Here is a 21,331-nt window from a genome sequence, read left to right on the forward strand (position 1 = left end):
AGCCGTCACCAGGGGTTACGCCCGCCACATTGCGCGGGGGAGGAGCATCGATTCCGCGTCCGGGGCGCATGGGTGCACGGGCGGGGGCGCGCGGGAGGAACGGGCGCGGGAGCGGGTAACCAGGTAGAGGGGGGCGGGCGTCCGCCGGTAACCCGGCAATTCTCTGTATTCCTCGGCAAGTCTTGGCAATCCTCACATGCCTCGCATTTTCGCTGTGGCTGTGGGGCATTGATCTTCTCGGCCGGAACTTTTCGGTGGAAGACACGTCAACTCGGTGTGTGGGCGGGCACCCGCCGTCCCGGTCACCGCAGCCACAGGGGGTAGTGCCCATGGCCGCAAGGCCGCTAGTCGCGAGGCAGCCGAACGAACGGTTGCAGGCGCTCATCCAGGAGGCGGGGTGCTCGAACGCCGGGCTCGCCCGCCGCGTCAACATGTGCGGGGCCGAGCACGGACTCGACCTGCGCTACGACAAGACGTCCGTGGCCCGTTGGCTGCGCGGACAGCAGCCGCGGGGCCGCGCCCCGGCGATCATCGCCGAGGCGCTGGGCCGCAAGCTCGGCCGTACGGTCACGATCGACGAGATCGGCATGGCCAACGGCAAGAACCTCGCCTCGGGCGTGGGTCTCCAGTTCTCGCCGACGGTACTGGGGGCCATCGAGCAGGTCTGCGAACTGTGGCGCAGTGACGTGGGCCGACGCGACTTCCTCACCGGTTCGTCCGTGGCCGCCTCCGCGTTGGTCGAGCCGAGCCGCGACTGGCTGATCTCCTCCCCCGACGCGCAGGTGGCGCGGGCTGCCGGGCCCCGGGTGGGCCTCTCCGACGTCGCGGCCGTCAAGGCGATGACCCAGGCGCTGGTCGACCTGGACCACCAGTACGGCAGCGGGCATGTACGCCCGGTCGTCGTGCACTACCTCAACAGCGTCGTCTCGGGCCTGCTGGCCGGCTCCTACCGGGAGGCGGTGGGCCGGGAACTCTTCGCGGCCGTGGCCCGGTTGACGGAACTCGCCGGCTACATGGCCGTCGACACCGGCCAACCCGGCCTCGCCCAGCGCTACTACATCCAGGCGCTGCGGCTCGCCCAGGCGGCGGGCGACAGGGGGTACGGCGGATACGTCCTCGCCGCGTCCATGAGCCACCTCGCCGCGCAGCTCGGAAACCCGCGGGAGATCGCGCAGTTGGCGCGCGCCGCGCAGGAAGGAGCGCGGGGGCGGGTGACGCCGCGCGCGGAGGCGATGTTCCTCGCGGCGGAGGCACGCGGCCACGCACTGCTGGGGGACGCGCGCGGGGCGCAGGCGGCGTCCGGGCGGGCGATCTCGGCGCTGGAGGCGGCCGAGCCGTCCGCCGGGGACGACCCCGCGTGGATCGCGCACTTCGACGAGGCCTACCTGGCCGACGAGTTGGCGCACTGCCACCGCGACCTGGGCCAGGCCGAGGCGGCGGCGCGCTGTGCCGAACAGTCCCTGGCCGGGCACCCGGAGAGCCGAGCGCGCCGACGCGCCATCGGCTACGTCCTGCTGGCCACCGCGCAGGTGCAGCAGCGCGAGATCGAACAGGCCTGCCACACGGGCCTCAAGGCGGTCGAACTCCTCGAGACGCTCCGCTCCAACCGGGGCGCGGAGTACCTGGAGGACCTCCAGCAGCGACTGGAACCGTTCCGGGACGAGTCGGTGGTAAGGGAGTTCGGGGCGCGGCTGGAGTTGCAGACCGCGGCGTGAACGGACGGGGGGCCGCAGCGTGAACACGCGGGAAACGGCGCGGCCGCGCGGAAGGAGGGGCGGATACAGCGCACGGCGCTCCGGATCTGTCACCGAAGTCACTGTCCGACCCGGTGGGAGGGAGATCACGTTCTGAGCTGCGTGGCACGGGGTTCCGGGGACCCGGTAGCGTGAACCGACGATTCCGAAGGTCCCCCATTCGTAGGAGTCCCGGTGACGCAGAGTGGACAGGGCGAGGAGCCCTCGGCGCAACCCGCGCGCGAAGGCATCGTGCTGCCCTCCGACGGTGGGGAACCCCTGCTGCCGGGAATGACGACGAACCCGCCGCGGCCGGTACCCCGCCAGGGGCCGCCGCCGGGGCCGCCGTCGGGCCACCAGTCCGACCAGTACGGCGCTCAGCAGTACGGGCAGCAGCAGTACGGACAGGACGAGTACCGGCAGGACGAGTACGGGCAGCAGCAGTACGGGCAACCGGACTACGGGCAGCAGGGGCAGCACGCGCCCCAGGGGCAGCCCGAGTACGGGCAGCAGGCGCCGGCCGGCGGACAGACCTGGGGGGACCCCTGGGGCCCCGGCCGGCAGCAGCCCGCCCCGCAGCAGCCCGCCCCGCAGCAGTCCGCCCAGGGCTGGCCGCTCCCGGCGGACCAGACGGCCGGGCCGGGCCGAACGGACCAGGGGCATCAGCAGCACCAGCCTCAGTACTCACAGCAGCCGCAGCAGCCGCAGGCCCGGTGGGACAGCGGGCAGGCGGTCTCTTGGAACGGCGGCACCCCGGCGGGCGCGGGCCCGCTCCCGCCGGAGAGCGCACCGGCGCCGGGCGCACCCCTGCCGCCCGCCGCCGCGCCGATCGACGACGGCGCGACACAGTACATACCGCCGGTCCCGGCCGGCCCGGCTGCCGACGGCCGGGGCCCGTACCCGCCGCAGTTCGCCGGACCCGGTGCCGCCGACGAGGGCGCCACCCAGTACCTGCCGCCCGTCCCCGCCGCCCCCGCCGACGAGGGCGCGACGCAGTACATACCGCCGGTCGCCCCCGGCGCGCTGCCGCCCGAGGTGCCGGCCGAGTCGACCCAGTACCTGGGCCGTACCCCGCACAACGCCCCGGGCCCGATGCCGGCCGCCGGAACGCAGCCCGGCGCGTACTCCGACTCCGAGCCCACGCAGTACATCCCGCCCGTCGCCGCGCAGGCCGACGGCGACCGGCAGCCGCCCGCCGAGTTCGAGAACCTCTTCCGCAGCGGGCCGGCCACCGACAGCCCGGCAGGATCCACGCAGCAGCTCCCGCGCTTCTCCGAGCCGGACACTCCCGGACGCGGCCACGGCGGCCCGGGCGGCCACGGTGGCGCACCGGGCTACGGCGCCGGGCCCGGTGCCCGTTCCCCGCAGCCCGCCTACACCCCGCCCGGTGATCCGGCGACGGGCGGGCGGCGCGGGGCACGAGACGACGGCGGCGGCCGGGGCGGCCGTACCGGCTCGCGGCTGCCGTTGTTCGCGGCGGTCGGCGTGGCGCTCGCGGTCGTCGGCGTCGGCGCTGGCGCGATGCTCGCGGGCGGGGGCGGTGGCCAGGGCGACGACAACCAGACCGTCGCCGCGTCGGCCCCCGCGACCGAGGGGTCCGCGTCGGCGTCCACCGGCGCGGCCGAGCAGCAGGCGGTCGAACTCGACAAGCTGCTCGCGGACAGCGGCAGCAGCCGGGCCAGCGTGATCAGCGCGGTGGCCGACGTGAAGGCGTGCGGCAATCTCGCCCAGGCCGCCACGGACCTGCGGGACGCGGCGAAGCAGCGCTCCGAACTGGTCACCAGACTGTCCGCGCTCAAGGTCGACCAGTTGCCGGACCACACCGCGCTGACCACGGCCCTCACCAAGGCGTGGCAGGCGTCCGCGTCCGCGGACAACCACTACGCGACCTGGGCCGACCAGGTCGCCGGCAGCAAGAACAAGAGCTGCAAGAAGGGCTCGGCCCGCACCACCTCCGAGACCCAGGCAGGCAACCGCGCGAGCGGCACCGCCAGCGCCCAGAAGACGCAGGCCGCGAAGTTGTGGAACAAGATCGCGCGGACCTACGGCCTGACGGAGCGCCAGCCCACCCAGCTGTAGACGCGGAGCGGCCGGCGCCGTCGCAGGGGCGGGCCGGCCGGGTCGGCCGCGTCGGGCGGTTCGGGCGGGTGTCCGGGTGTCCGGGTGGGGCGGGTCAGTCGACGTCGGCCTTCTCCAGGGTCTTCGTCACGTCCACGAAGCCCTTCTTGGCGGACACCAGGCGGCCCTTCTGCACGGCCTGGAGGGTGACGTCGGCGTTGACCAGGCGGGGGAAGCCGATCGAGGCGAGCCGGTCGGTGAACTCCCAGCGGAGCGTCGGTGTGAGTCCGCCCGTGGTGATCTTCAGCCCGTTGTCCAGGGCGCCCCGTACGGAGTCGGCGGTCACCTCGCCGCCGTCCAGTGACTCCACGGCCTGCCGGAACACGGTGTAGGCGATCCAGGTGGTCTGCACGCCGGTGTCGGTGGGGTCGATCCGGGTGTCGGAGAACGCCTCCTCGCTGATCACCTTCTTCATCGGCGCCCAGGCGGGGTCGCTCGTCACCGGGTACCAGCCGGTGACGTAAGCCCCCTCGAAGGGTCCGGAGGCGGCACCGGCGGCGTTGATCACCGTCTGGTCGACGCTGCCGAGGACGGTGCCGGTGCGGACGTCGGGGTAGTCCGTGCGGGTGCGCCGGAACGAGTCCATGAAGGTGGCGGTGCGGTCCCCGAGCGCGGTCACCACGCACCCCTTCCCGTCCCCGGCCGAGTCGCCGGTCGCGTTCTTCATGGCGGCCTCGGCCTGCGTCGCGTACTCGGTGGCGTCCTCCGGAGCCCGCTGGTCCTCGGCCTTGTCGTGCCCGCCCGCGGTCAGTCCGGCGTTGAGCATCGGGGGCAGCGCGTCGCCGGCGATGGTGTCGGGGCGGACGAGTGAGACGGGACCGCAGGTCGCGCCGAGCTCCTTGCCGAGGCCGGCCAGCAGCGAGGGCTGGCCGCCGTTGACGGGGTAGGACAGCGGGCTGGTGAACTCGGCGTTCGTGACGCCGTAGCCGCCTATGTAGGGGATGCCGGCGCCTTCCAGGTGCGGGAAGAAGGCGTCGGAGTGCTGGCTGTAGGAGCCGACCACGGCGACCGCGTGCTCCTTGACCGCGCGCCGGGCGCACGACGCCGCGGACACGGTGTCGTTGTGGTCGTTGCAGGTCAGGACCTTGAGCTTGCGGCCGTCGAGACCGCCGTTCGCGTTGACCCAGCGGGCGTAGGCGAGGGCGAAGGCGGGCATGCCCGGCTTGTTGGTGGCGGACGTCTCCTCGGGCGCCCACGTCATGACGACGATCGGGCCGTCCCCGGAACCCCCCGAGACACCGGGGACGACCCCGCAGCCGACGGCGAGTGACGCGCAGGCGGCCAGCGCACCCGCCGAGAGGGCGGTCGCTCTGACGGACCTGGTGAAGCGGAAGGACCTGGGGAGGAAGGTGCTTCGCGTTGCTGTGCGTCGCTTGCCGGTCATGGACACGCACGATTCCGTCACATCGCTAACCTGGGAGTGACCCACGGTCAACGCGTGGTGACGACAAGGTGAATTACAGGGGCACCCGCGGTACGTGGGACGGGGAAACGTACGATCTATGACCGTGCAAGGTTCGGAGAACTCTTCCCGTCGCGGCCGTCGCTCCCCCACCATGGGCGGCATGCCACTCAACGACATGCCGTGGTGGCGCTGGCGCAGCAATGTGCGCTCCGCGCTGCACATGCTCTCCGACCCGGTGTTCCAGCAGAACGTCTGGCTGGCCGGCGTCGAGGGGTACGGAGACGTCACCGACGCCGTGTACCGCCTCGTCGAGGACACCTGGCTCGACAACTGGTCCGCCGAGAAGTACGTCGGCACGATCTTCCGCGACTCGCAGGAGGCGGCCCTCGTGGACACCGCCGTGCTGCGGGTGCTGCGGATCATGCACCAGGTCGGGCCGGACGCCCCGGTCTCCGCGTACGTCGACCACGAGGCGTGGCCGGAGGCGGTACGGGCGGCGCGGGACGCGCACGTGCGGATGGCGGCCAGCGACGGCGACGACGCCGACGCGCCGCCGCGCACCCTCGAGGTGCTGCGCATCATGACGCGCGCCGCGTAGGCCGGGGGAGCGGGGCGGACGCCCTGTTCCGTCCTGCGGGACGATTGCCCACGGCAGTGGCCGGTGTGCGACCCTGTCGGGCATGAACGCGCAGCCCACCCGAGCCGCGGCGACCGCCGCCGACCAGTACGTCCTCACCCTTTCCTGCCCCGACAAGCAGGGCATCGTGCACGCCGTGTCGAGCTATCTCTTCATGACCGGCTGCAACATCGAGGACAGTCAGCAGTTCGGCGACCACGACACGGGTCTGTTCTTCCTGCGCGTCCACTTCTCGGCCGAGCCGCCGGTGACCGTGGACAAGCTCCGGGCGAGCTTCGCGGCGATCGGCGACTCCTTCCACATGGGCTGGCAGATCAACCGGGCCGACGAGAAGATGCGCGTCGTCCTCATGGTCAGCAAGTTCGGGCACTGCCTGAACGACCTGCTGTTCCGCGCCAGCATCGGCGCGCTGCCGGTGGAGATCGCGGCCGTGGTGTCCAACCACACCGACTTCGCCGAGCTGGTGGGCTCGTACAACATCCCCTTCCGCCACATCCCGGTGACGAGGGAGAACAAGGCGGAGGCCGAGGCGCAGCTGCTCGAGCTGGTGCGGGAGCAGGACGTCGAGCTGGTCGTCCTCGCCCGCTACATGCAGGTCCTCTCCGACGACCTGTGCAAGCAGCTCAGCGGCCGGATCATCAACATCCACCACTCCTTCCTGCCGAGCTTCAAGGGCGCCAAGCCGTACCACCAGGCGCACGCGCGGGGCGTGAAGCTGATCGGGGCGACGGCGCACTATGTGACGGCCGACCTCGACGAGGGGCCGATCATCGAGCAGGAGGTCGAGCGCGTGGGGCACGGCGTCACGCCGGACCAGCTCGTCGCCGTCGGGCGGGACGTGGAGTGCCAGGCACTGGCGCGGGCCGTGAAGTGGCACGCGGAGCGGCGGATCCTGCTCAACGGGCGGCGCACGGTCGTCTTCGCGTAGCCGTCGCAAGCCGCTGAAGGCCGCCACAGGTCGTCGCGAGCGTCGGCGGGCAGTCCGGCCGACGCTCCCGGCCGGCGCCGGTCCGCCCCGGCCATGGCCGGCTGCACCGGGATGCGTCCGGCTACGGCCGGCTACATCCGGCTCAGTGACGCCGCCGCGAACAGTACGTCCCTGATCGCCTCGCGGTCGCCCAGCTGGCCCGCCGCCGCCTCCTCCGGGGAGACGTGGCCGGCGGCCAGGCGGCAGAACTCCACGTCGTCCAGGGCGACGTGGGCCACCTCGTGGTCGGCGGAGCCCACCGCGCCCGGCGAGTCCAGCGGGATCAGCCACTCGCCGCCGCCCGAGCCCTCGATCTCCAGACGCAGGCTGCGGCCGGGGCGGCCCGCGGTCACCAGGTGGCGGGTGCGCGAGGGCGTGGCGAGCCCCGCGCGGCGGCGGGCCGCGAGGGTCTCGGGCAGCATCCGCGCGGCGAGGTCGATCATGCCGTGCAAGTGGCGTGGGGCGGGCGGCGCGTAGGGGTAGTCGACCGCTTCCGCGATGTCCTCGGCGTGCACCCAGCACTCGAAGGCCCGGTCCAGCATGGCGTCGCGCAGGGGCAGTTCGAAGCCGCCGTACGACACCGGCATGGTGCCGGGGCCTCCTCCGGTGAAGGACACCGTCCGCACCAGGGCGTGGGTCTGTTCGCGCCAGGGGCCGCGCACGGAACGGGTGGGCGGAAAGTGCGAGCCCGCCCAGAACGACTCCGTGCGCCGGGCCGGGGTGTCCACCGTCCCGCCGGACCCGGTCGCCCCGTCGCGCCCGTGGGTCTTGTGCGTCTCGTCCGCCTCGTCCGCCTCGTCCGCCTCGTCCGCCTCGTTCGTCTCGTCGCTCCCGTCCGGCCTGTCGCCGGTGGTGAACGGGACCAGCGGGTCGTCGAGCCCGAGGGCGAGGGCCACCAGGCCGTCCACGGCGAGCAGGTGGGCGATGACTCCGGCGACGGTGGTCCGGCGGCTCGTGGCCCCCTCGCCGCGGAACCAGCGCAGCCGCACCGGGGCGTGCCACTCGGCGTCCCCGAAGTCCTGGAGCAGGGCGTCGAGCCGCGCGGTCTCGGCGTCGTACGACGCCGCCCAGACGGGCACCGGGATGCGGGGCGGACGACGGTTCAGGCAGCCGTCGAGGACGCGGGTGCGCAGGCCCGGGTCGAGGTCGAGGCTCTCCGGGCGCTGGAGCAGGCCGACCGCCTCGCGCAGCCGCCGTGCCTCGTCCGCGCAGGCTCCGCAGTCGCCGAGGTGCTCCTCGACGGCCGCCGTCTCCTCGGCCGAGCAGGCCGCCAGGGCCCAGGCGCCCAACAGGGACTTGAGCACCGGATGGTCGAGCGTGAGTGGTCCCGGGCCGGCCGGCTCCGCGGGCGGCAGCGGCAGCCCGCTGTCCTCCACGGAGGCACGGGGGAGCGGGATGCGCGGCGGGCGGCCGGGTTCGCGCGCCGGAGGCGTGCCGCCGGGGCCGCTCGATGCGTTGCCGTCGTCGCCGGACGCCGTTGCCCTGCCCTCCTCCGGAGACCTGTCCTGGTCCCTCTTCTCGTCCCTCTTCATGTCCTCTTCGTCTCCGCCGTCTTCGGGCGGCGGGAACACGTTCTCGCCACTCACGCCGCACCCCCGTATTCGGGCGGTGCCCCGGGGGCCGCCGAGTCGTGGGCGGTGGACAGGAGTTGCAGGCCGAGGCGGAGCCGACGGCGGGCCTCGTCCTCGGTGACGCCGAGGTCGGCCGCGGTCTGGCGGTAGTCGCGCCGCTGGAAGTAGGCCAGTTCCAGGGCGGCGCGCAGCGGGGCGGGCATGGCCTGGACGATGTAGTCGGCGCGGGCGGCTACGGAGGCGTGCCGCACCCTGCGTTCCAGCTCCTCGGTCGCCTCGGCGGAGCCGGGACCGGCCTCGGCCAGCGCGGCGGTCTCGGTGGCGCGCAGGCGCTGCACGGCGAGGCGGTGGGTCAACGAGGCGACCCAGGTGCGCAGCGGGCCCTGCTTCGGGTCGTAGGCGTCGGGGTGTTCCCAGACATGCGCGAAGACCTCGCGGGTGATGCCGTCGGCCGCCCGTTCGTCTCCGAGCACGCGGTGGGCGAGACCGTGCACGAGCGAAGCGAATCGGTCATAGAGCTCGCCGAGGGCGGCGGCCTCACCGCGCGCGAGTCGTTGCTGCATCTTGCGGTCCCAGCGGGGCGGTGCGTCGTTCTTCGCCATGCGGCCCCCTCACCCGTGCGCGTACCTCTGCCTGTGCGTGTGTCCAGCGTGCGTCCACCGTCACCTCGAATGTAGTCGGCACGTCCGACAACGCACGCCCCTTTGTTTCAATGTGCGCCCCCTGTCCGCGACAGAGTGGTATGGGCGGTGCCTACCCGACAGAGAAGGATCGAACCGGACGGGATGTGACTGGAACAAGCCTCTTTCTCTCCGTTTCTGTTTTTCCCTCGGCGTTTCGGGGCACGGCCGCTGGGCAGCCGCGCTGCAAGGAAGCGAAGGGACAGCTTCCGTTTTCCGCGAGCTACAGCGAGCGAAGGGCGTGGTGGTGGCCTTCAAAGTGACCGGCTGGGAGCAGGGCGGATGGGCCGTGCTCCAGGTGTCGGGCGAGCTGGACCTGGTGACGTCGCCGGTGCTGCGCCAGAAGGTGCACGACGAGGTGGCCGAGGGGCGCCACAGTCTCGTCCTGGACCTCTCCGAGGTGTACTTCTGCGACTCCAGCGGCGTCGGCGTCCTCATCGCCTCGCGCCGCCTCATCCGCTCCTGCCGGGGACGGCTGCGCCTCATACTTCCCGCGCGGGGCGCGGCGGAGGATTCCCACGTCAACCGGGTGCTGGGCGCGCTGGGCGTCCGCCGCCTCTTCGACGTCTACGGGGACCTCGCGGCCGCCGTGGACGACGGGACGGAACCGCTGTCGGCGTAGGCCCGCACGGGCCCGGACGGGGCTGACTCCGCTACATCCTCGTCCCAGAATTTCCCCGGTCTTGGCACAGGCGTCGCTTTCCCGCTGCCCGGGAGACGTCGACGTCGTACGCTCCCTGCCGGAACCACTCCCAGCGGAATCTCCACGCGATGACGTAAGGCGGCCCGAGAAGACATGGTCAGCAGTGAGTACGAACGCAGGATCGCCGCCCGGTTCGCCACCTTCGACCAGGACGGCAACGGCTACATCGACCGGGCGGACTTCGGCGCGGCGGCCAAGGCGCTGCTCGCCGAGTTCGGCACCCCGGCCCGGTCCGACAAGGGGCAGACGCTGTACGCGGGCGCCGAGGCGTTCTGGCAGGGCATGGCAGGCATCGCCGACCGGGACGGCGACCAGCGCATCAGCCGGGACGAGTTCGTGAACGGCGCGGTCAAGCGCCTGCGCGACAACCCGGAGCGGTTCGCCGAGATCGCCCGCCCCTTCCTGCACGCGGCCCTGGACATCGCCGACCCCGACGGCGACGGCCGGGCCACTGTCGCCGACACGGTACGGGTGCTCAGGGCACTCGGAGCGCCCGAAGAGGTCGCCCGCGGGGCCGCGGACGTCCTCGACGCCGACGCGGACGGCAAGGTCGGAGAGGCAGAGATCGTCCCGGCCTTCGCCCGCTACTTCACGGTCGCCGAGTAGCCCCCACCCGACCGGCCCACCCGACCGCCGGTCGCCCGACCGGTACGCACCCGAGCCGTACGCACCCGAGCCGCGCTCAGCGGGAGAAGCGCTCGCGCAGTTTGTATTTCAGGACCTTGCGCAGCGTCTCGTTGCGCGGCAGGGCGTCCACCACCTCCAGCCGCTCCGGCAGCTTGTGGACCGACAGGCCGCCCGCGCGCAGATACGAGGTCATCGTCGCGAGCGTCAACGGCTCCCCGGCTCCCGGCGCCCGTTCCACCACCGCGCACACCAGCTCCCCGCGCTCCGCGTCGGGCAGACCGATCACCGCCACGTCCCCGACGGCCGGGTGGGCGGCGAGCAGGTCCTCGATCTCCTTGGCCGACACGTTCTCCCCCTTGCGGATGATGACGTCCTTCAGCCGCCCGGTGAGGACCAGATGCCCGCTGCGGGTCACCTGCCCCAGGTCGCCGGTGCGCAGGAACCCCTCCGCGTCGAACGCCTCGGCCGTCTGGGCCGGATCGAGATACCCCTGGCACACGGCCTCGCCGCGCAGCCGCACCTCGCCGTCCACCACGCGTATCCGCATGCCCTCCGGCGGCCGGCCCTCCGTCGTCGCGAGGTTCTCCGCGGTGTCGTCCGGCGCCCCCATGGTGATCATCGGCACCTCGGTCATCCCGTAGCCGTGCGTCAGCTGCACCCCCATCTCGCGCACGACGGCGTGGTACACCTCGGGCGGCTTGGGCGCTCCGCCGCCCGCGAGCAGCCGCAGCGAGGGGATGAGCGGTGTGTCCGGCCGCTTGCGCTGCTCGGCGAGGAACATCGAGTAGAACGCCGTCGACCCGCCCGCGACCGTCACCCCGTGCCGCCGGTACCCGTCCAGTGCGTCCGGCAGCGCGAAGTGCTCGAACATCACCGCGGGGAAGCCGTAGAGCAGCAGCATGACGGTGTAGTCGGGGCCGGCGATGTGGGCGTACGGGAACGCCATCGAGCCGACGTCGTCCGCGGTGAGGCGCAGCGCGTGGGCGAGGCAGGAGCCGCCGGCGATCAGCGAACGGTCGGTGTGCAGCACGCCCTTGGGGTCGGAGGTGGTGCCCGAGGTCCAGTAGATCCAGCGCACCGAGGTGCCCTCGGCGGGCGGCGGCGGAAGCACGGCCGGGTCCCCGTCGGGCAGCTCGTCGTACGCCTCGAAGACGCCCTTCGCGCCCAGCCGGCGTGCCATCTCGGCATGGTCGAAGCCCCGCCAGACGCCCGGCACCGCGAAGAACTCCGCCTTCGACTCGCGCAGCGCGAAGCCGACCTCGCGGTCGCGGTAGAAGGGGATGACGGGCGACTGCACGGCTCCCAGGCGGGCCAGCGCGAAGGACAGGACGGCCGTCTCGAGGCGGGTGGGCAGCTGCCAGGCGACGACCGTGCCCGGGCGCACGCCCATGTCGTGCAGCCCGGCCGCGACCCGCTCGGCGCTCTCGCGCAGCTCGCCGAAGGTCAGGGACCGGTCGTCCTGGAGGAGGACCCGGCGGCCGGGGGTCAGGTCGGCGCGGTGGGCGAGCAGGTCCCAGAGGGTGCGGGACGCGCTCAGCTCGTGGGCGGTGGCGGTGTCGTTCACGTCGGCCCCCTGGCTTAACTGACGGACTGTCAGATTTTGGCAGAGCGTAGGGCCGGTCGCCTTGTCGGTCCAGAGGGCGGGGGCTAGCCTGCTGGGGAGAGTCGATCTGACGGGTCATCAGATAACTTCAGGCGGCTCGGACAGCCGGAACACGTCCATCGGACAACTGGCGTTCCGCCAGGCGGAGGGGAAGCCATGAGCACCGAACTGCCGCGCATCGTCAGCGTCGACGACCACGTGATCGAACCCGCGCACCTCTTCGCGACCTGGCTGCCGCAGAAGTACCGGGAACGGGGGCCGCAGCCCCTCACCGCGGGCATCGGCGAGCTCGCCTACGTCGCCGGGAAGTACCAGATCACGATGGACCCGGACGGCCAGCCCACCGACTGGTGGATCTACGAGGACCTGAAGTTCCCGTACAAGCGCAACATCGCCGCCGTCGGCTTCGACCGGGACGAGATGACGCTGGAGGGCATCACCCGGGAGGAGATGCGGCGCGGCTGCTGGGACCCGAAGGCCCGGCTGGCGGACATGGACCTCAACCACGTCGAGGCCTCCCTCTGCTTCCCCTCCTTCCCCCGCTTCTGCGGACAGACCTTCGCCGAGGCGCACGACAAGGAGGTCGCGCTGGCCTGTGTGCGCGCCTACAACGACTGGATGGTCGAGGAGTGGTGCGGGGACAGCGGCGGACGGCTGATCCCGCTCTGCCTGATCCCCCTGTGGGACATCGACCTGGCGGTCGCCGAGATCCGGCGCAACGCGGCCCGCGGGGTGCGCGCGGTGACCTTCTCCGAGATCCCCAGCCACCTCGGACTGCCGTCGATCCACTCGGGCTACTGGGACCCGTTCTTCGCGGTGTGCGAGGAGACCGGCACGGTCGTCAACATGCACATCGGTTCGTCCTCGCAGATGCCGGCCGCCTCGCCGGACGCACCGCCGGCCGTCCAGGCGTCCCTTTCGTTCAACAACGCGATGGCCTCGATGATGGACTACCTCTTCAGCGGGGTGCTGGTGAAGTTCCCGCGCCTCAAGCTCGCCTACTCCGAGGGTCAGATGGGCTGGATCCCGTACGCCCTGGAGCGTGCCGACGACGTCTGGGAGGAGCACCGCGCGTGGGGCGGGGTCAGGGACATCGTCCCCGAGCCGCCGTCCACGTACTACTACCGGCAGATGTTCTGCTGCTTCTTCCGCGACAAGCACGGGGTCGCGTCCCTGGACGTGGTGGGGCGCGACAACGCGACCTTCGAGACCGACTACCCGCACGTCGACTCGACCTTCCCGCACACCAAGGAGGTCGCCCTCGACCACGTCAAGGGCCTCGACGACGAGACGGTCTACAAGCTCATGCGGGGCAACGCGATCCGCATGCTGGACCTGGACCTCGACAAGTAGCCGGGGCCGGGACCAGGGCAGGGGGATCAGGACCATGGACCTCGCGGACAGCCCCGAGGACGCGGAGTTCCGGGCCCGGCTGCGCGAGTGGCTCGGCAAGGTGCTGCCCACGCTCCCGCCGAAGCCCTCCCCGGACGACTGGCCCGGCCGCCGCGCCTACGACCTCGGCTGGCAGCGGACGCTGTACGAGGCCGGGTACGCCGACGTGCACTGGCAGGCCTCGCCCGGCGTCCGCCTGATCTTCCTGGAGGAGACGGAGAAGGCGGGCGCGCCCTACGTGGGGGCCGGCTTCGTCGGACTGCTGCACGCCGGGCCGACGATCGCCGCCGAGGGAACGGCCGAACAGCGGGCCCGCTGGCTGCCGCCCATCCTGCGCGGCGAGGAGGTGTGGTGCCAGGGCTTCAGCGAGCCCGACGCCGGGTCGGACCTCGCGGCGCTGCGCACGCGCGCGTGGCGCGACGGCGACGACTACGTGGTGAGCGGGTCCAAGATCTGGACCTCGCACGCGGAGGTCGCCGACTGGTGCGAACTGCTGGTCCGCACGGATCCGGCGGCGCCCAAGCACCAGGGCATCACCTGGCTGGCCATGCCCATGGACGCCCCCGGCATCACCGTACGGCCGCTGCGCACCCTCGCCGGATCCGCCGAGTTCGCCGAGGTGTTCCTCGATGAGGTGCGGGTGCCGGTCACCCATCGGGTGGGGGAGGAGAACGACGGCTGGCGGGTGACGATGGTGACGCTGTCGTTCGAGCGCGGCACCGCCTTCGTGGGCGAGGTCGTCGCCTGTCGGCGCGTGCTGGGCGAACTCGCCGTGGAGGCACGGAGGAACGGACGCTGGGACGATCCCGCCCTGCGGCGGCGGCTGGGGGCCCTCAACGCCGAGTTCCGGGCGCTCTGGCGGCTGACGCAGTGGAACGTGAGCGAGGCGGAGGCCGAAGGCGGCCTGCCGGGCGTCGGGGGTTCGGTTTTCAAACTGAGGTACTCGCAGGCCCGCCAGGAGCTGTACGACACGGCCGCCGACGTCCTGGGCGAGGAGTCCCTCGACACCGACCGCCCCTGGGTCCACGACCGGCTCTCCTCCCTCTCGTACACCATCGCGGCCGGGACCTCGCAGATCCAGCGGAACATCGTGGCCGAACGGATCCTGGGCCTGCCGAAGGGACGGTGACTCTCCGACATGCGTTTTCGACTGACGGAGGACCAGCGGGCGCTGCGGGACGGTGTACGGGGGCTGGTGGCGCGCCGCTTCGACCGGGCGGCGCTGCGGGCCGCCGTGGACCGGCCGGGGCGGCTGGACCGGGCGCTGTGGCGTGAGCTGGGGGCGGCCGGGTTCTTCGCGCTGCGGCTGCCCGAGGCGGACGGCGGGGTCGGAGTCGGGCTGCCCGAAACCGTGTTGGCGTTCGAGGAGGCCGGCCGGGCCCTGCTGCCGGGGCCGCTCGTGGCCACCCACCTCGCGGCGGGCCGCGTGCCCGGCGCGGCCGAGGGGGAGACGGTCGTGGCGGCCGTGGACGGCGGGGGGCTGGTGGAGTGGCTGACGGAGGCGGACGTCGTGTGCGGCGAGGCCGACGGGGCCGTGCCGCTGCGGTCGGTGGATCCGCTGACGCCGCTGCACCGCGTTCCGGGCGTCTCGGCGGCCGTGGATCCCGTCGCCGTTCTCCTCACCGCGGCCGAGCAGCTCGGCACCGCCACGCGCGCGTGCGAGCTCGCCGTGCAACACGCCCGGGCGCGCGAGCAGTTCGGGCAGCCGATCGGCGCCTTCCAGGCGGTCAAGCATCTGTGCGCGGAACTGCTGGTGCGGGTCGAGGTGGCCCGCGCGGCGGTCTACGCGGCCGCCGTCACCGCCGACCCGGCCGACATCGCGGCCGCCCGGCTGCTCGCCGACGAGGCCGCCGTACGCGGCGCGCGCGACTGCCTCCAGGTGCACGGCGGCATGGGCTTCACCTGGGAGGCGGACGTACATCTGCTGCTCAAGCGGGCCTGGCTGCGTACCCGGCGTGCGGGTGGCGGTACGGAGAGTGAGGAACTGCTCGCGGCCGACCTGCTGTCCGGAGGGGGCCGTTAGGGGTGCCCGCCTGCGGTGACGGCGGGGTGGCGAGCGGTCGGCCGCAGGGGTGTCGCGGATTGTGGCATACCGGAATCACGGAGCGTTGATATCGGGTTGTGTCCGATGCGTGACCCGTCACGGCCCGGAGTCGGCGGGCTCCTCCGGTACCTTCTGTGGGATGCGAGTGGTTCCGAGCACGAGCCATGCCGGTGGTGCCCCTGGGGCGGTGCCGGATCCGGCGGTGCGCGCCGCCGCTCGCAGGGCGGACGGGCTTGTGGAGCCCGCCTGTTCGACTCCCCGCAACGAGCGTCGCACAGTATGCCGCACGGGTACTCCTTCGCGCTGGAATATGCCCGAAGCGCTTGTTGAGGTGACTGTATGTCAACCAAGCTGTCTCGTAAGGGATTCACGTTCCGTCACCCTGCCTCTGGCTGTTGTTCTGGCCATGCAGAAAATGGCTACGATCGTGGCCCCCGTCGTCATGGTGCACACGCGGCTCGCGTGGCTTGCGTGGCGCACGGCCATGTGTCCGCCGGTTCGGATGGTGTGAGCGGTGCAGGTGCTTCAAGTGCAGCTGGAGATCCGGCCCGACCCCGCTGAGGTGGGGCGCGCCCGCAGGTGGGCCCGTTCGCGCCTCGCCGGGTCCGGGATAGGGGACGAGGAGCCGCTCGCCGAGACGCTGATCCTGCTCGTCTCCGAACTGGTCACCAACGCCGTGGTGCACACCGGCTGTCCGGCCGTGCTGCGGCTCTCCCTGCCGGGCGGGACGGCCGAGCCGTCCACCGTCCGACTGGAGGTGGCCGACACCAGCGACCGGGCTCCCGTGCCCCGCTGTGCCGGTGACGAGGCGACCGGTGGCCGGGGTCTGGCCCTGGTCGACGGTCTCGCGGACCGCTGGGGCTGGAGCGTCGAGGGTGCGGGCAAGCGCATCTGGTGCGAACTGGACCGCTGTGCGGCACCGGGTGAGGCCGAGGCGGGCGACGGCGGCGCGGAGGAGTGCCGAAGCGTGGAGGAGTGCCGGGGCGCGCTCCCGGCGGAGCCCGAGCCGGCTTACGGAGGGCTCGCGTACGAGGTCGTCTGAGCGGCGATCGGGCGGCGCGAGACCGGCGGCGCGAGACCGGCGGTGCGACCGACATGTGACCGGCGACGGACACCGTCGGGGCGGGCGGCGGTGAGGGCGCACGGGTGCGGAGCGCCCCGCGGCTCGTGGGGCACGGGCGCAGAAAGCGCTGTCGCACATCGTCCGATTCGGCATCGGTGCGCCCGGCTGTGCTTCCGTGCGCGCCCACCACAAAGGGGACGTAAGTAATAAATCGCCGTTCAGGTGTTGACGCGACGTGTCCGTTTGATCACGCTTGTGGTCAGCGATTCGCCGTGAGGGGACGACGAGGGCTTCGGTGACGGAGGCTCTCGCCGAGTGTGGGTCGCGATTCGGCGCCGGCTCCCTCAGGGCCGAGGGGAGTCGGTGGGGGTCCCTCCCGCTCGGGCGAAGCCGGGAGTGGGGGAGGGTGCGCCGGAGTCGGATGGCGGTGCGCGGTGCCGTGCTCGGGGCGGGCAGCCGCGCGCCGCCAGCCGACGTGAGGGGGGCGCCTGTCCGCGTACCGGCGTCTACAGCACTGCCACCGGGGCCACCGGCGTCCCCGTGCCGCCGACGAACGGCTCGGGCATCGCCGACAGCAGGAACGCGTAGCGGCCCGCTTGTCCACAGGCTGTGGACAACTCTTCGAGATTCCAGTTCTGGCCCTGAAGCATCCCCATCTCCACCAGGTCGAGCGCGTGCACCGGCAGCCACAGATCGTCGATCTCGGGCGGGAAGATCTCGAACGTGAGGGTGTCGTTGGCGACCGCCGCCACATCGCGCGCGTGGAACCACTCCGGCGTACGGACCGAGAGGCCCGGTGACGGATAGCCGTACCCCTGCTTGTCGCCGGCCAGGTAGAGCTGTACCTGCCCGGTCCGTACGAGCACGATGTCGCCGGCCCGCACGCGCGTACCGGCCAGCTCCTCGGCCGCCGCCAGGTCCTCCGGGGTGACCGCGTGCCCGCCGTCCAGCCGGTCGACGCCACGCGCGCGTGCCACGTCCAGGAGCACTCCGCGCGAGACGACGTGCCGCGCCTTGTCGATGCCGCTGAACTCGGCGCCGCCGTGCGGGGTGACGGTGCCGGCCGGCCGGCCGTTGTAGAGCTTCCCCGAGTGCGAGACATGGGTCAGCGCGTCCCAGTGGGTGCCTGCCTGGAGGCCCATGGTCACGGTGTCGTCGCTGCACGCCACCGTGCCCGGGCCGAAGATCTCCTGGTTGATCTGCACCATGGCGTGCAGGGGGTTGACCCGCCCCGGGATCAGCCCGGTCTGCACGCCGTCCTCCCGCAGGGGCAGCGCGAGCGGGACGCGGCGGCCGGTGCGGACCTCGGCGACGGCCGCGCGGACGACGTCGTCGGTGATGAGGTTCAGGGTGCCGATCTCGTCGTCGGCCCCCCAGCGCCCCCAGTTGTTGACGCGCTTCGCGATCTCGTGGAACTCGACCGGCAGTGTCATTCCGTGCCTCCCCGGGGCTTGTCCCCGACCGACGGACGGGTCAGTCTGGACCTCGCATTCAAATCTAACGGTCCGTCAGAAACTGTGGGAGGGGGCCGGACGTGGGGAACTTCCTGACCGGCAAGGTCGTCGCCGTCACCGGGGCGGGACGAGGCATCGGGCGGGCGGTGGCGCTCGCCGCGGCGGCCGAGGGCGCGCGGGTCGTGGTCAACGACTACGGCGTCTCGGTGGACGGCGCCTCACCCACCAGCGAGGTCGCCCGGTCCGTCGTCAAGGAGATCGAGGCGGCGGGCGGAGAGGCGGTCGCCGTCGCCGACGACGTCTCGACGATGGCCGGCGGGCAGCGGGTCGTCGACACGGCGCTGGCGTCGTACGGGCGGCTCGACGGAGTCGTGTGCGTTGCCGGGATCCTGCGCGAGCGGATGCTGTTCAACATGTCCGAGGAGGAGTGGGATCCGGTCGTCGCCACCCATCTCAAGGGCACGTTCACCGTGTTCCGGGCCGCGTCGGCGGCGATGCGCGGGCAGCGCTCCGGCACGCTGATCGGCTTCACCAGCGGCAACCACCAGGGCTCGGTCTCACAGGCCAACTACAGCGCCGCCAAGGGCGGGATCATCTCGCTCGTGCGCAGTGCGGCGCTGGGTCTGCACAAGTACGGGGTGACCGCCAACGCGGTGGCCCCCGTGGCCCGTACCCGGATGTCCGCGGGCGTGCCCATGGAGTTGGCGGAGATCGGCGAACCCGAGGACGTGGCCGCGTTCGTGGTGTACCTGCTGTCGGACCGTGCGCGGGAGGCACAGGTCACCGGGCAGGTGTACACCGTCGCGGGACCGAAGATCGCGGTGTGGGCGCAGCCGAGTGAACTGCGTTCGGCTTACGCGGAGGGCGGGCCCTGGACGCCGGAGCGGATCGCGGAGGTGCTGCCGGGGACGGTGGGGGTGGATCCGATGCCGATGCTTGCGCGGCTGGAGGAGATGGCTCGGGCCGCGCGGGACGGGAGCCGGCCCAACGCCCGGTAGCCCGGGGGTGCGCGTGGATCGGCGGGGTGCGGGTGCGTTGCGGCTGGTCGCGCAGTTCCCCGCGCCCCTGAGGTGGCGGCGGTCGCCCTTCTCCAGGAGGTCAGCATGGATTTCGGTTTTGCGTCGGCGGACGACTCGTTCCGTGCGGAAGTGCGGGGCTGGCTCGATGCGCATGTCCCGCATGCCTCTGATCGGCGTTCCTGGGAGCGCACCCTCGGCTCGGCCGGGTGGATCGGGCTCGGGTGGTCGGAGGGCGGCTACGGCAACCGGACCGGCACCCTCACCCAACAGGTCGCCTGGGCCGAGGAGTATGCGCGGTCGGGGGCCCCGGCCCGGTCCGGGCACATCGGGGAGAACCTGCTCGCGCCGACCCTCCTCGCGCACGGCACGGCGGAGCAGAAGGCGCGCTTCCTGCCGCCGATCGCCGCCGGGGCCGAGCTCTGGTGCCAGGGGTACAGCGAGCCGGGCGCCGGGTCCGACCTGGCCGGGGTCCGGACGAGGGCCGAACTCGCCCCCGACGGACGGTCGTACCGCGTCACCGGACAGAAGATCTGGACCTCGCTCGCCCATGAGGCGGACTGGTGCTTCGTGCTCGCCCGCACCGATCCGGGGTCCCGGCGGCACCACGGACTGACCTTTCTCCTCGTCCCCATGGACCAGCCGGGACGGATCGAGGTACGGCCCATCCGGCAGCTGACCGGCACCAGCGACTTCAACGAGGTCTTCTTCGACGGGGCGCACGCGCGCGTGGAGCACGTCGTCGGCGCGGCGGGCGAAGGCTGGCGGGTGGCGATGGGCCTCCTCGGCTTCGAGCGCGGGGTGTCGACCCTCGCCCAGCAGATCGGCTTCGCCCAGGAGCTGGAACGCGTCGTCCGTACGGCGGTGCGGACGGGGGCGGCCGACGACCCCGTCGTACGCGAGCGGCTGGTCCGGCTGTGGGCCGAGCTGCGGACCATGCGGTGGAACGCCCTGCGGACGCTGGGAGGCTCCGGCGGGCCGGGCGCGCCCAGCGTGGCGAAGTTGCTGTGGGCCGGCTGGCATCAGCGGCTGGGGGAGGCGGCGGTGCAGGTGCGGGGAGCCGCGGCGAGCGTCGGCCCCGCGGACTGGTCGCCGTCCTCGCCGTACGAACTCGACGACGCGCAGCACCTGTTCCTGTTCTCCCGGGCCGACACCGTCTACGGCGGCTCGGACCAGATCCAGCGCACGATCATCGCCGAGCGGGTGCTCGGCCTGCCCAGACAGCCCAAGGGATAGCGACGGGAAACGACAGGACGGTGGGGACGCGATGCGAGGCGTGGTGTTCGACGGGAAGCGGGCCGAGGTCGTCGACGATCTCGCCGTCCGCGATCCGGGGCCGGGTGAGGTGCTCGTCGCGATCTCGGCGGCCGGGCTGTGCCACAGCGACCTCTCGGTCGTCGACGGGACGATTCCCTTCCCGGCGCCCGTCGTCCTCGGCCATGAGGGCGCGGGGATCGTCGAGGCGGTCGGCGCGGGGGTCGGTCATGTCGGGCCGGGGGACCATGTCGCGCTGTCCACGCTCGCCAACTGCGGCACCTGCGCGCAGTGCGACCGCGGCCGGCCGACCATGTGCCGGCAGGCCATCGGGCGCCCGCGGAAGCCGTTCACGCGCGCGGGGAGCGCGGTGTACCAGTTCGCGTCCAACTCCGCCTTCGCCGAGCGCACGGTGGTGAAGGCCGTACAGGCGGTCCGTATCCCCAAGGACATCCCGTTGACGTCCGCCGCGCTGATCGGGTGCGGGGTGCTGACCGGGGTCGGAGCCGTGCTCAACCGCGCGCGGGTCGGGTACGGGGAGAGCGTCGTCGTCATCGGGACGGGCGGGATCGGGCTGAACGTGGTGCAGGGAGCGCGGATCGCGGGCGCCTCGCGGATCGTCGCGGTGGACGCGAACCCGGCGAAGGATGCGGTGGCCCGGCGGTTCGGCGCGACCGACTTCCTGACCTCGACGGACGCGGTGCGGGACGTGCTGCCCACGGGCGCGGACCACGTCTTCGAGTGCGTCGGCAGGGTCGAGCTGATCCGGCAGGCGATCGACCTGCTGGACCGGCACGGGCAGGCGGTGCTCCTCGGGGTGCCGCCGGCCACCGCCGAGGCGTCCTTCCTGGTCTCGTCGATGTACCTGGACAAGTCGATCCTGGGCTGCCGGTACGGCTCGTCGCGCCCGCAGCGGGACATCGCGCTGTACGCCGAGCTGTACCGGACCGGCCGGCTGCTCCTCGACGAACTGGTGACGGACACCTACCCGGTGGAGGATTTCGCGAAGGCGGCCGCGGACGCGGAGGCGGGGAGGGTGGCGCGGGCGGTGCTCACGTTCTGAC

Annotated in this window: 18 protein-coding genes; 13 read left to right on the top strand and 5 right to left on the bottom strand. The window is 72.5% G+C overall.

The features are described 5' to 3' along the window. The first annotated feature begins 329 nt into the window (after positions 1-329). Both OHU34_RS23665 and OHU34_RS23670 read left to right on the top strand, forming a co-directional pair. On the top strand, positions 330-1,715 hold the full coding sequence (locus tag OHU34_RS23665; RefSeq protein ID WP_142264869.1) for a transcriptional regulator: 1,386 nt from the start codon (positions 330-332) through the stop codon (positions 1,713-1,715). A 213-nt stretch (positions 1,716-1,928) separates the two neighbouring features. Then, the gene (locus OHU34_RS23670) at positions 1,929-3,812 is read left to right on the top strand and encodes a hypothetical protein (RefSeq protein ID WP_405768190.1); all 1,884 of its coding nucleotides are present in this window, start codon (positions 1,929-1,931) and stop codon (positions 3,810-3,812) included. 94 nt (positions 3,813-3,906) lie between these two features. Here the strand turns inward: OHU34_RS23670 and OHU34_RS23675 are convergent, their stop codons facing one another. Then, on the bottom strand, positions 3,907-5,235 hold the full coding sequence (locus OHU34_RS23675) for an ABC transporter substrate-binding protein (protein WP_142264867.1): 1,329 nt from the start codon (positions 5,233-5,235) through the stop codon (positions 3,907-3,909). A 118-nt stretch (positions 5,236-5,353) separates the two neighbouring features. Between OHU34_RS23675 and OHU34_RS23680 the strand changes: the two genes are divergently transcribed. After that, on the top strand, positions 5,354-5,854 hold the full coding sequence (locus OHU34_RS23680) for an SCO4402 family protein (protein ID WP_078615735.1): 501 nt from the start codon (positions 5,354-5,356) through the stop codon (positions 5,852-5,854). Between the two features lie 82 nt (positions 5,855-5,936). After that, positions 5,937-6,821: a formyltetrahydrofolate deformylase gene (purU, locus tag OHU34_RS23685; RefSeq protein ID WP_142264866.1), complete on the top strand. Its 885-nt coding sequence runs from the start codon at positions 5,937-5,939 to the stop codon at positions 6,819-6,821. 131 nt (positions 6,822-6,952) lie between these two features. Here purU and OHU34_RS23690 read toward each other — a convergent pair whose 3' ends face one another. Together OHU34_RS23690 and OHU34_RS23695 are read right to left on the bottom strand one after the other, a co-directional pair. Further along, a complete protein-coding gene (locus OHU34_RS23690; protein ID WP_235034518.1) occupies positions 6,953-8,392 on the bottom strand; it encodes an anti-sigma factor in 1,440 nt (479 codons plus the stop codon). 50 nt (positions 8,393-8,442) lie between these two features. Continuing rightward, positions 8,443-9,033 (bottom strand): sigma-70 family RNA polymerase sigma factor, encoded by a 591-nt coding sequence (locus OHU34_RS23695; RefSeq protein WP_142264864.1) that lies wholly within the window; start codon positions 9,031-9,033, stop codon positions 8,443-8,445. A gap of 319 nt (positions 9,034-9,352) precedes the next feature. Here OHU34_RS23695 and OHU34_RS23700 point away from each other — a divergent pair, with 319 nt between their 5' ends. Together OHU34_RS23700 and OHU34_RS23705 are read left to right on the top strand one after the other, a co-directional pair. Then, positions 9,353-9,733 (top strand): STAS domain-containing protein, encoded by a 381-nt coding sequence (locus OHU34_RS23700; protein WP_020130204.1) that lies wholly within the window; start codon positions 9,353-9,355, stop codon positions 9,731-9,733. Between the two features lie 174 nt (positions 9,734-9,907). Beyond that, complete coding sequence (locus tag OHU34_RS23705) at positions 9,908-10,420, top strand: EF-hand domain-containing protein (protein WP_405768193.1); 513 nt, start codon at positions 9,908-9,910, stop codon at positions 10,418-10,420. Between the two features lie 76 nt (positions 10,421-10,496). Here OHU34_RS23705 and OHU34_RS23710 read toward each other — a convergent pair whose 3' ends face one another. Beyond that, positions 10,497-12,005 carry a class I adenylate-forming enzyme family protein gene (locus tag OHU34_RS23710; protein WP_230195410.1) on the bottom strand — a complete coding sequence of 503 codons (1,509 nt, stop codon included), beginning with the start codon at positions 12,003-12,005 and terminating at the stop codon, positions 10,497-10,499. Positions 12,006-12,200: 195 nt separating this feature from the next. Between OHU34_RS23710 and OHU34_RS23715 the strand changes: the two genes are divergently transcribed. The 4 genes from OHU34_RS23715 (at position 12,201) to OHU34_RS23730 (ending at position 16,522) form a co-directional block, all read left to right on the top strand. Continuing rightward, complete coding sequence (locus OHU34_RS23715; protein ID WP_230195411.1) at positions 12,201-13,397, top strand: amidohydrolase family protein; 1,197 nt, start codon at positions 12,201-12,203, stop codon at positions 13,395-13,397. A gap of 34 nt (positions 13,398-13,431) precedes the next feature. After that, entirely contained in the window at positions 13,432-14,565 is a 1,134-nt protein-coding gene (locus OHU34_RS23720) for an acyl-CoA dehydrogenase family protein (RefSeq protein ID WP_142264861.1), read from the top strand. Positions 14,566-14,574: 9 nt separating this feature from the next. Continuing rightward, positions 14,575-15,459: an acyl-CoA dehydrogenase family protein gene (locus tag OHU34_RS23725; protein ID WP_405768196.1), complete on the top strand. Its 885-nt coding sequence runs from the start codon at positions 14,575-14,577 to the stop codon at positions 15,457-15,459. A 550-nt stretch (positions 15,460-16,009) separates the two neighbouring features. Continuing rightward, a complete protein-coding gene (locus OHU34_RS23730; protein ID WP_142267905.1) occupies positions 16,010-16,522 on the top strand; it encodes an ATP-binding protein in 513 nt (170 codons plus the stop codon). Positions 16,523-17,049: 527 nt separating this feature from the next. Here the strand turns inward: OHU34_RS23730 and OHU34_RS23735 are convergent. Next, positions 17,050-17,976: a cyclase family protein gene (locus OHU34_RS23735; RefSeq protein ID WP_020133096.1), complete on the bottom strand. Its 927-nt coding sequence runs from the start codon at positions 17,974-17,976 to the stop codon at positions 17,050-17,052. 101 nt (positions 17,977-18,077) lie between these two features. Here OHU34_RS23735 and OHU34_RS23740 point away from each other — a divergent pair, with 101 nt between their 5' ends. From OHU34_RS23740 to OHU34_RS23750, 3 genes are all read left to right on the top strand, one after another. Further along, positions 18,078-18,995 carry an SDR family NAD(P)-dependent oxidoreductase gene (locus OHU34_RS23740; RefSeq protein ID WP_142264858.1) on the top strand — a complete coding sequence of 306 codons (918 nt, stop codon included), beginning with the start codon at positions 18,078-18,080 and terminating at the stop codon, positions 18,993-18,995. A gap of 105 nt (positions 18,996-19,100) precedes the next feature. Further along, positions 19,101-20,249 carry an acyl-CoA dehydrogenase family protein gene (locus OHU34_RS23745; protein WP_230195412.1) on the top strand — a complete coding sequence of 383 codons (1,149 nt, stop codon included), beginning with the start codon at positions 19,101-19,103 and terminating at the stop codon, positions 20,247-20,249. A 31-nt stretch (positions 20,250-20,280) separates the two neighbouring features. Next, a complete protein-coding gene (locus OHU34_RS23750; protein WP_142264856.1) occupies positions 20,281-21,330 on the top strand; it encodes a Zn-dependent alcohol dehydrogenase in 1,050 nt (349 codons plus the stop codon). The last annotated feature ends 1 nt before the right edge of the window (position 21,331 follow it).

It is taken from the genome of Streptomyces sp. NBC_00080, assembly GCF_045041255.1.
Taxonomy (GTDB): Bacteria; Actinomycetota; Actinomycetes; order Streptomycetales; family Streptomycetaceae; genus Streptomyces; species Streptomyces coriariae.

Coding starts and splice junctions, on each gene's coding strand:
- OHU34_RS23665 (WP_142264869.1), top strand. CDS start 330: ATGGCCGCAAGGCCGCTAGTCGCGAGGCAGCCGAACGAACGGTTGCAG.
- OHU34_RS23675 (WP_142264867.1), bottom strand. CDS start 5,235: ATGACCGGCAAGCGACGCACAGCAACGCGAAGCACCTTCCTCCCCAGG.
- OHU34_RS23680 (WP_078615735.1), top strand. CDS start 5,354: ATGACCGTGCAAGGTTCGGAGAACTCTTCCCGTCGCGGCCGTCGCTCC.
- purU (WP_142264866.1), top strand. CDS start 5,937: ATGAACGCGCAGCCCACCCGAGCCGCGGCGACCGCCGCCGACCAGTAC.
- OHU34_RS23690 (WP_235034518.1), bottom strand. CDS start 8,392: ATGAAGAGGGACGAGAAGAGGGACCAGGACAGGTCTCCGGAGGAGGGC.
- OHU34_RS23695 (WP_142264864.1), bottom strand. CDS start 9,033: ATGGCGAAGAACGACGCACCGCCCCGCTGGGACCGCAAGATGCAGCAA.
- OHU34_RS23705 (WP_405768193.1), top strand. CDS start 9,908: ATGGTCAGCAGTGAGTACGAACGCAGGATCGCCGCCCGGTTCGCCACC.
- OHU34_RS23715 (WP_230195411.1), top strand. CDS start 12,201: ATGAGCACCGAACTGCCGCGCATCGTCAGCGTCGACGACCACGTGATC.
- OHU34_RS23720 (WP_142264861.1), top strand. CDS start 13,432: ATGGACCTCGCGGACAGCCCCGAGGACGCGGAGTTCCGGGCCCGGCTG.
- OHU34_RS23725 (WP_405768196.1), top strand. CDS start 14,575: ATGCGTTTTCGACTGACGGAGGACCAGCGGGCGCTGCGGGACGGTGTA.
- OHU34_RS23735 (WP_020133096.1), bottom strand. CDS start 17,976: ATGACACTGCCGGTCGAGTTCCACGAGATCGCGAAGCGCGTCAACAAC.
- OHU34_RS23745 (WP_230195412.1), top strand. CDS start 19,101: ATGGATTTCGGTTTTGCGTCGGCGGACGACTCGTTCCGTGCGGAAGTG.
- OHU34_RS23750 (WP_142264856.1), top strand. CDS start 20,281: ATGCGAGGCGTGGTGTTCGACGGGAAGCGGGCCGAGGTCGTCGACGAT.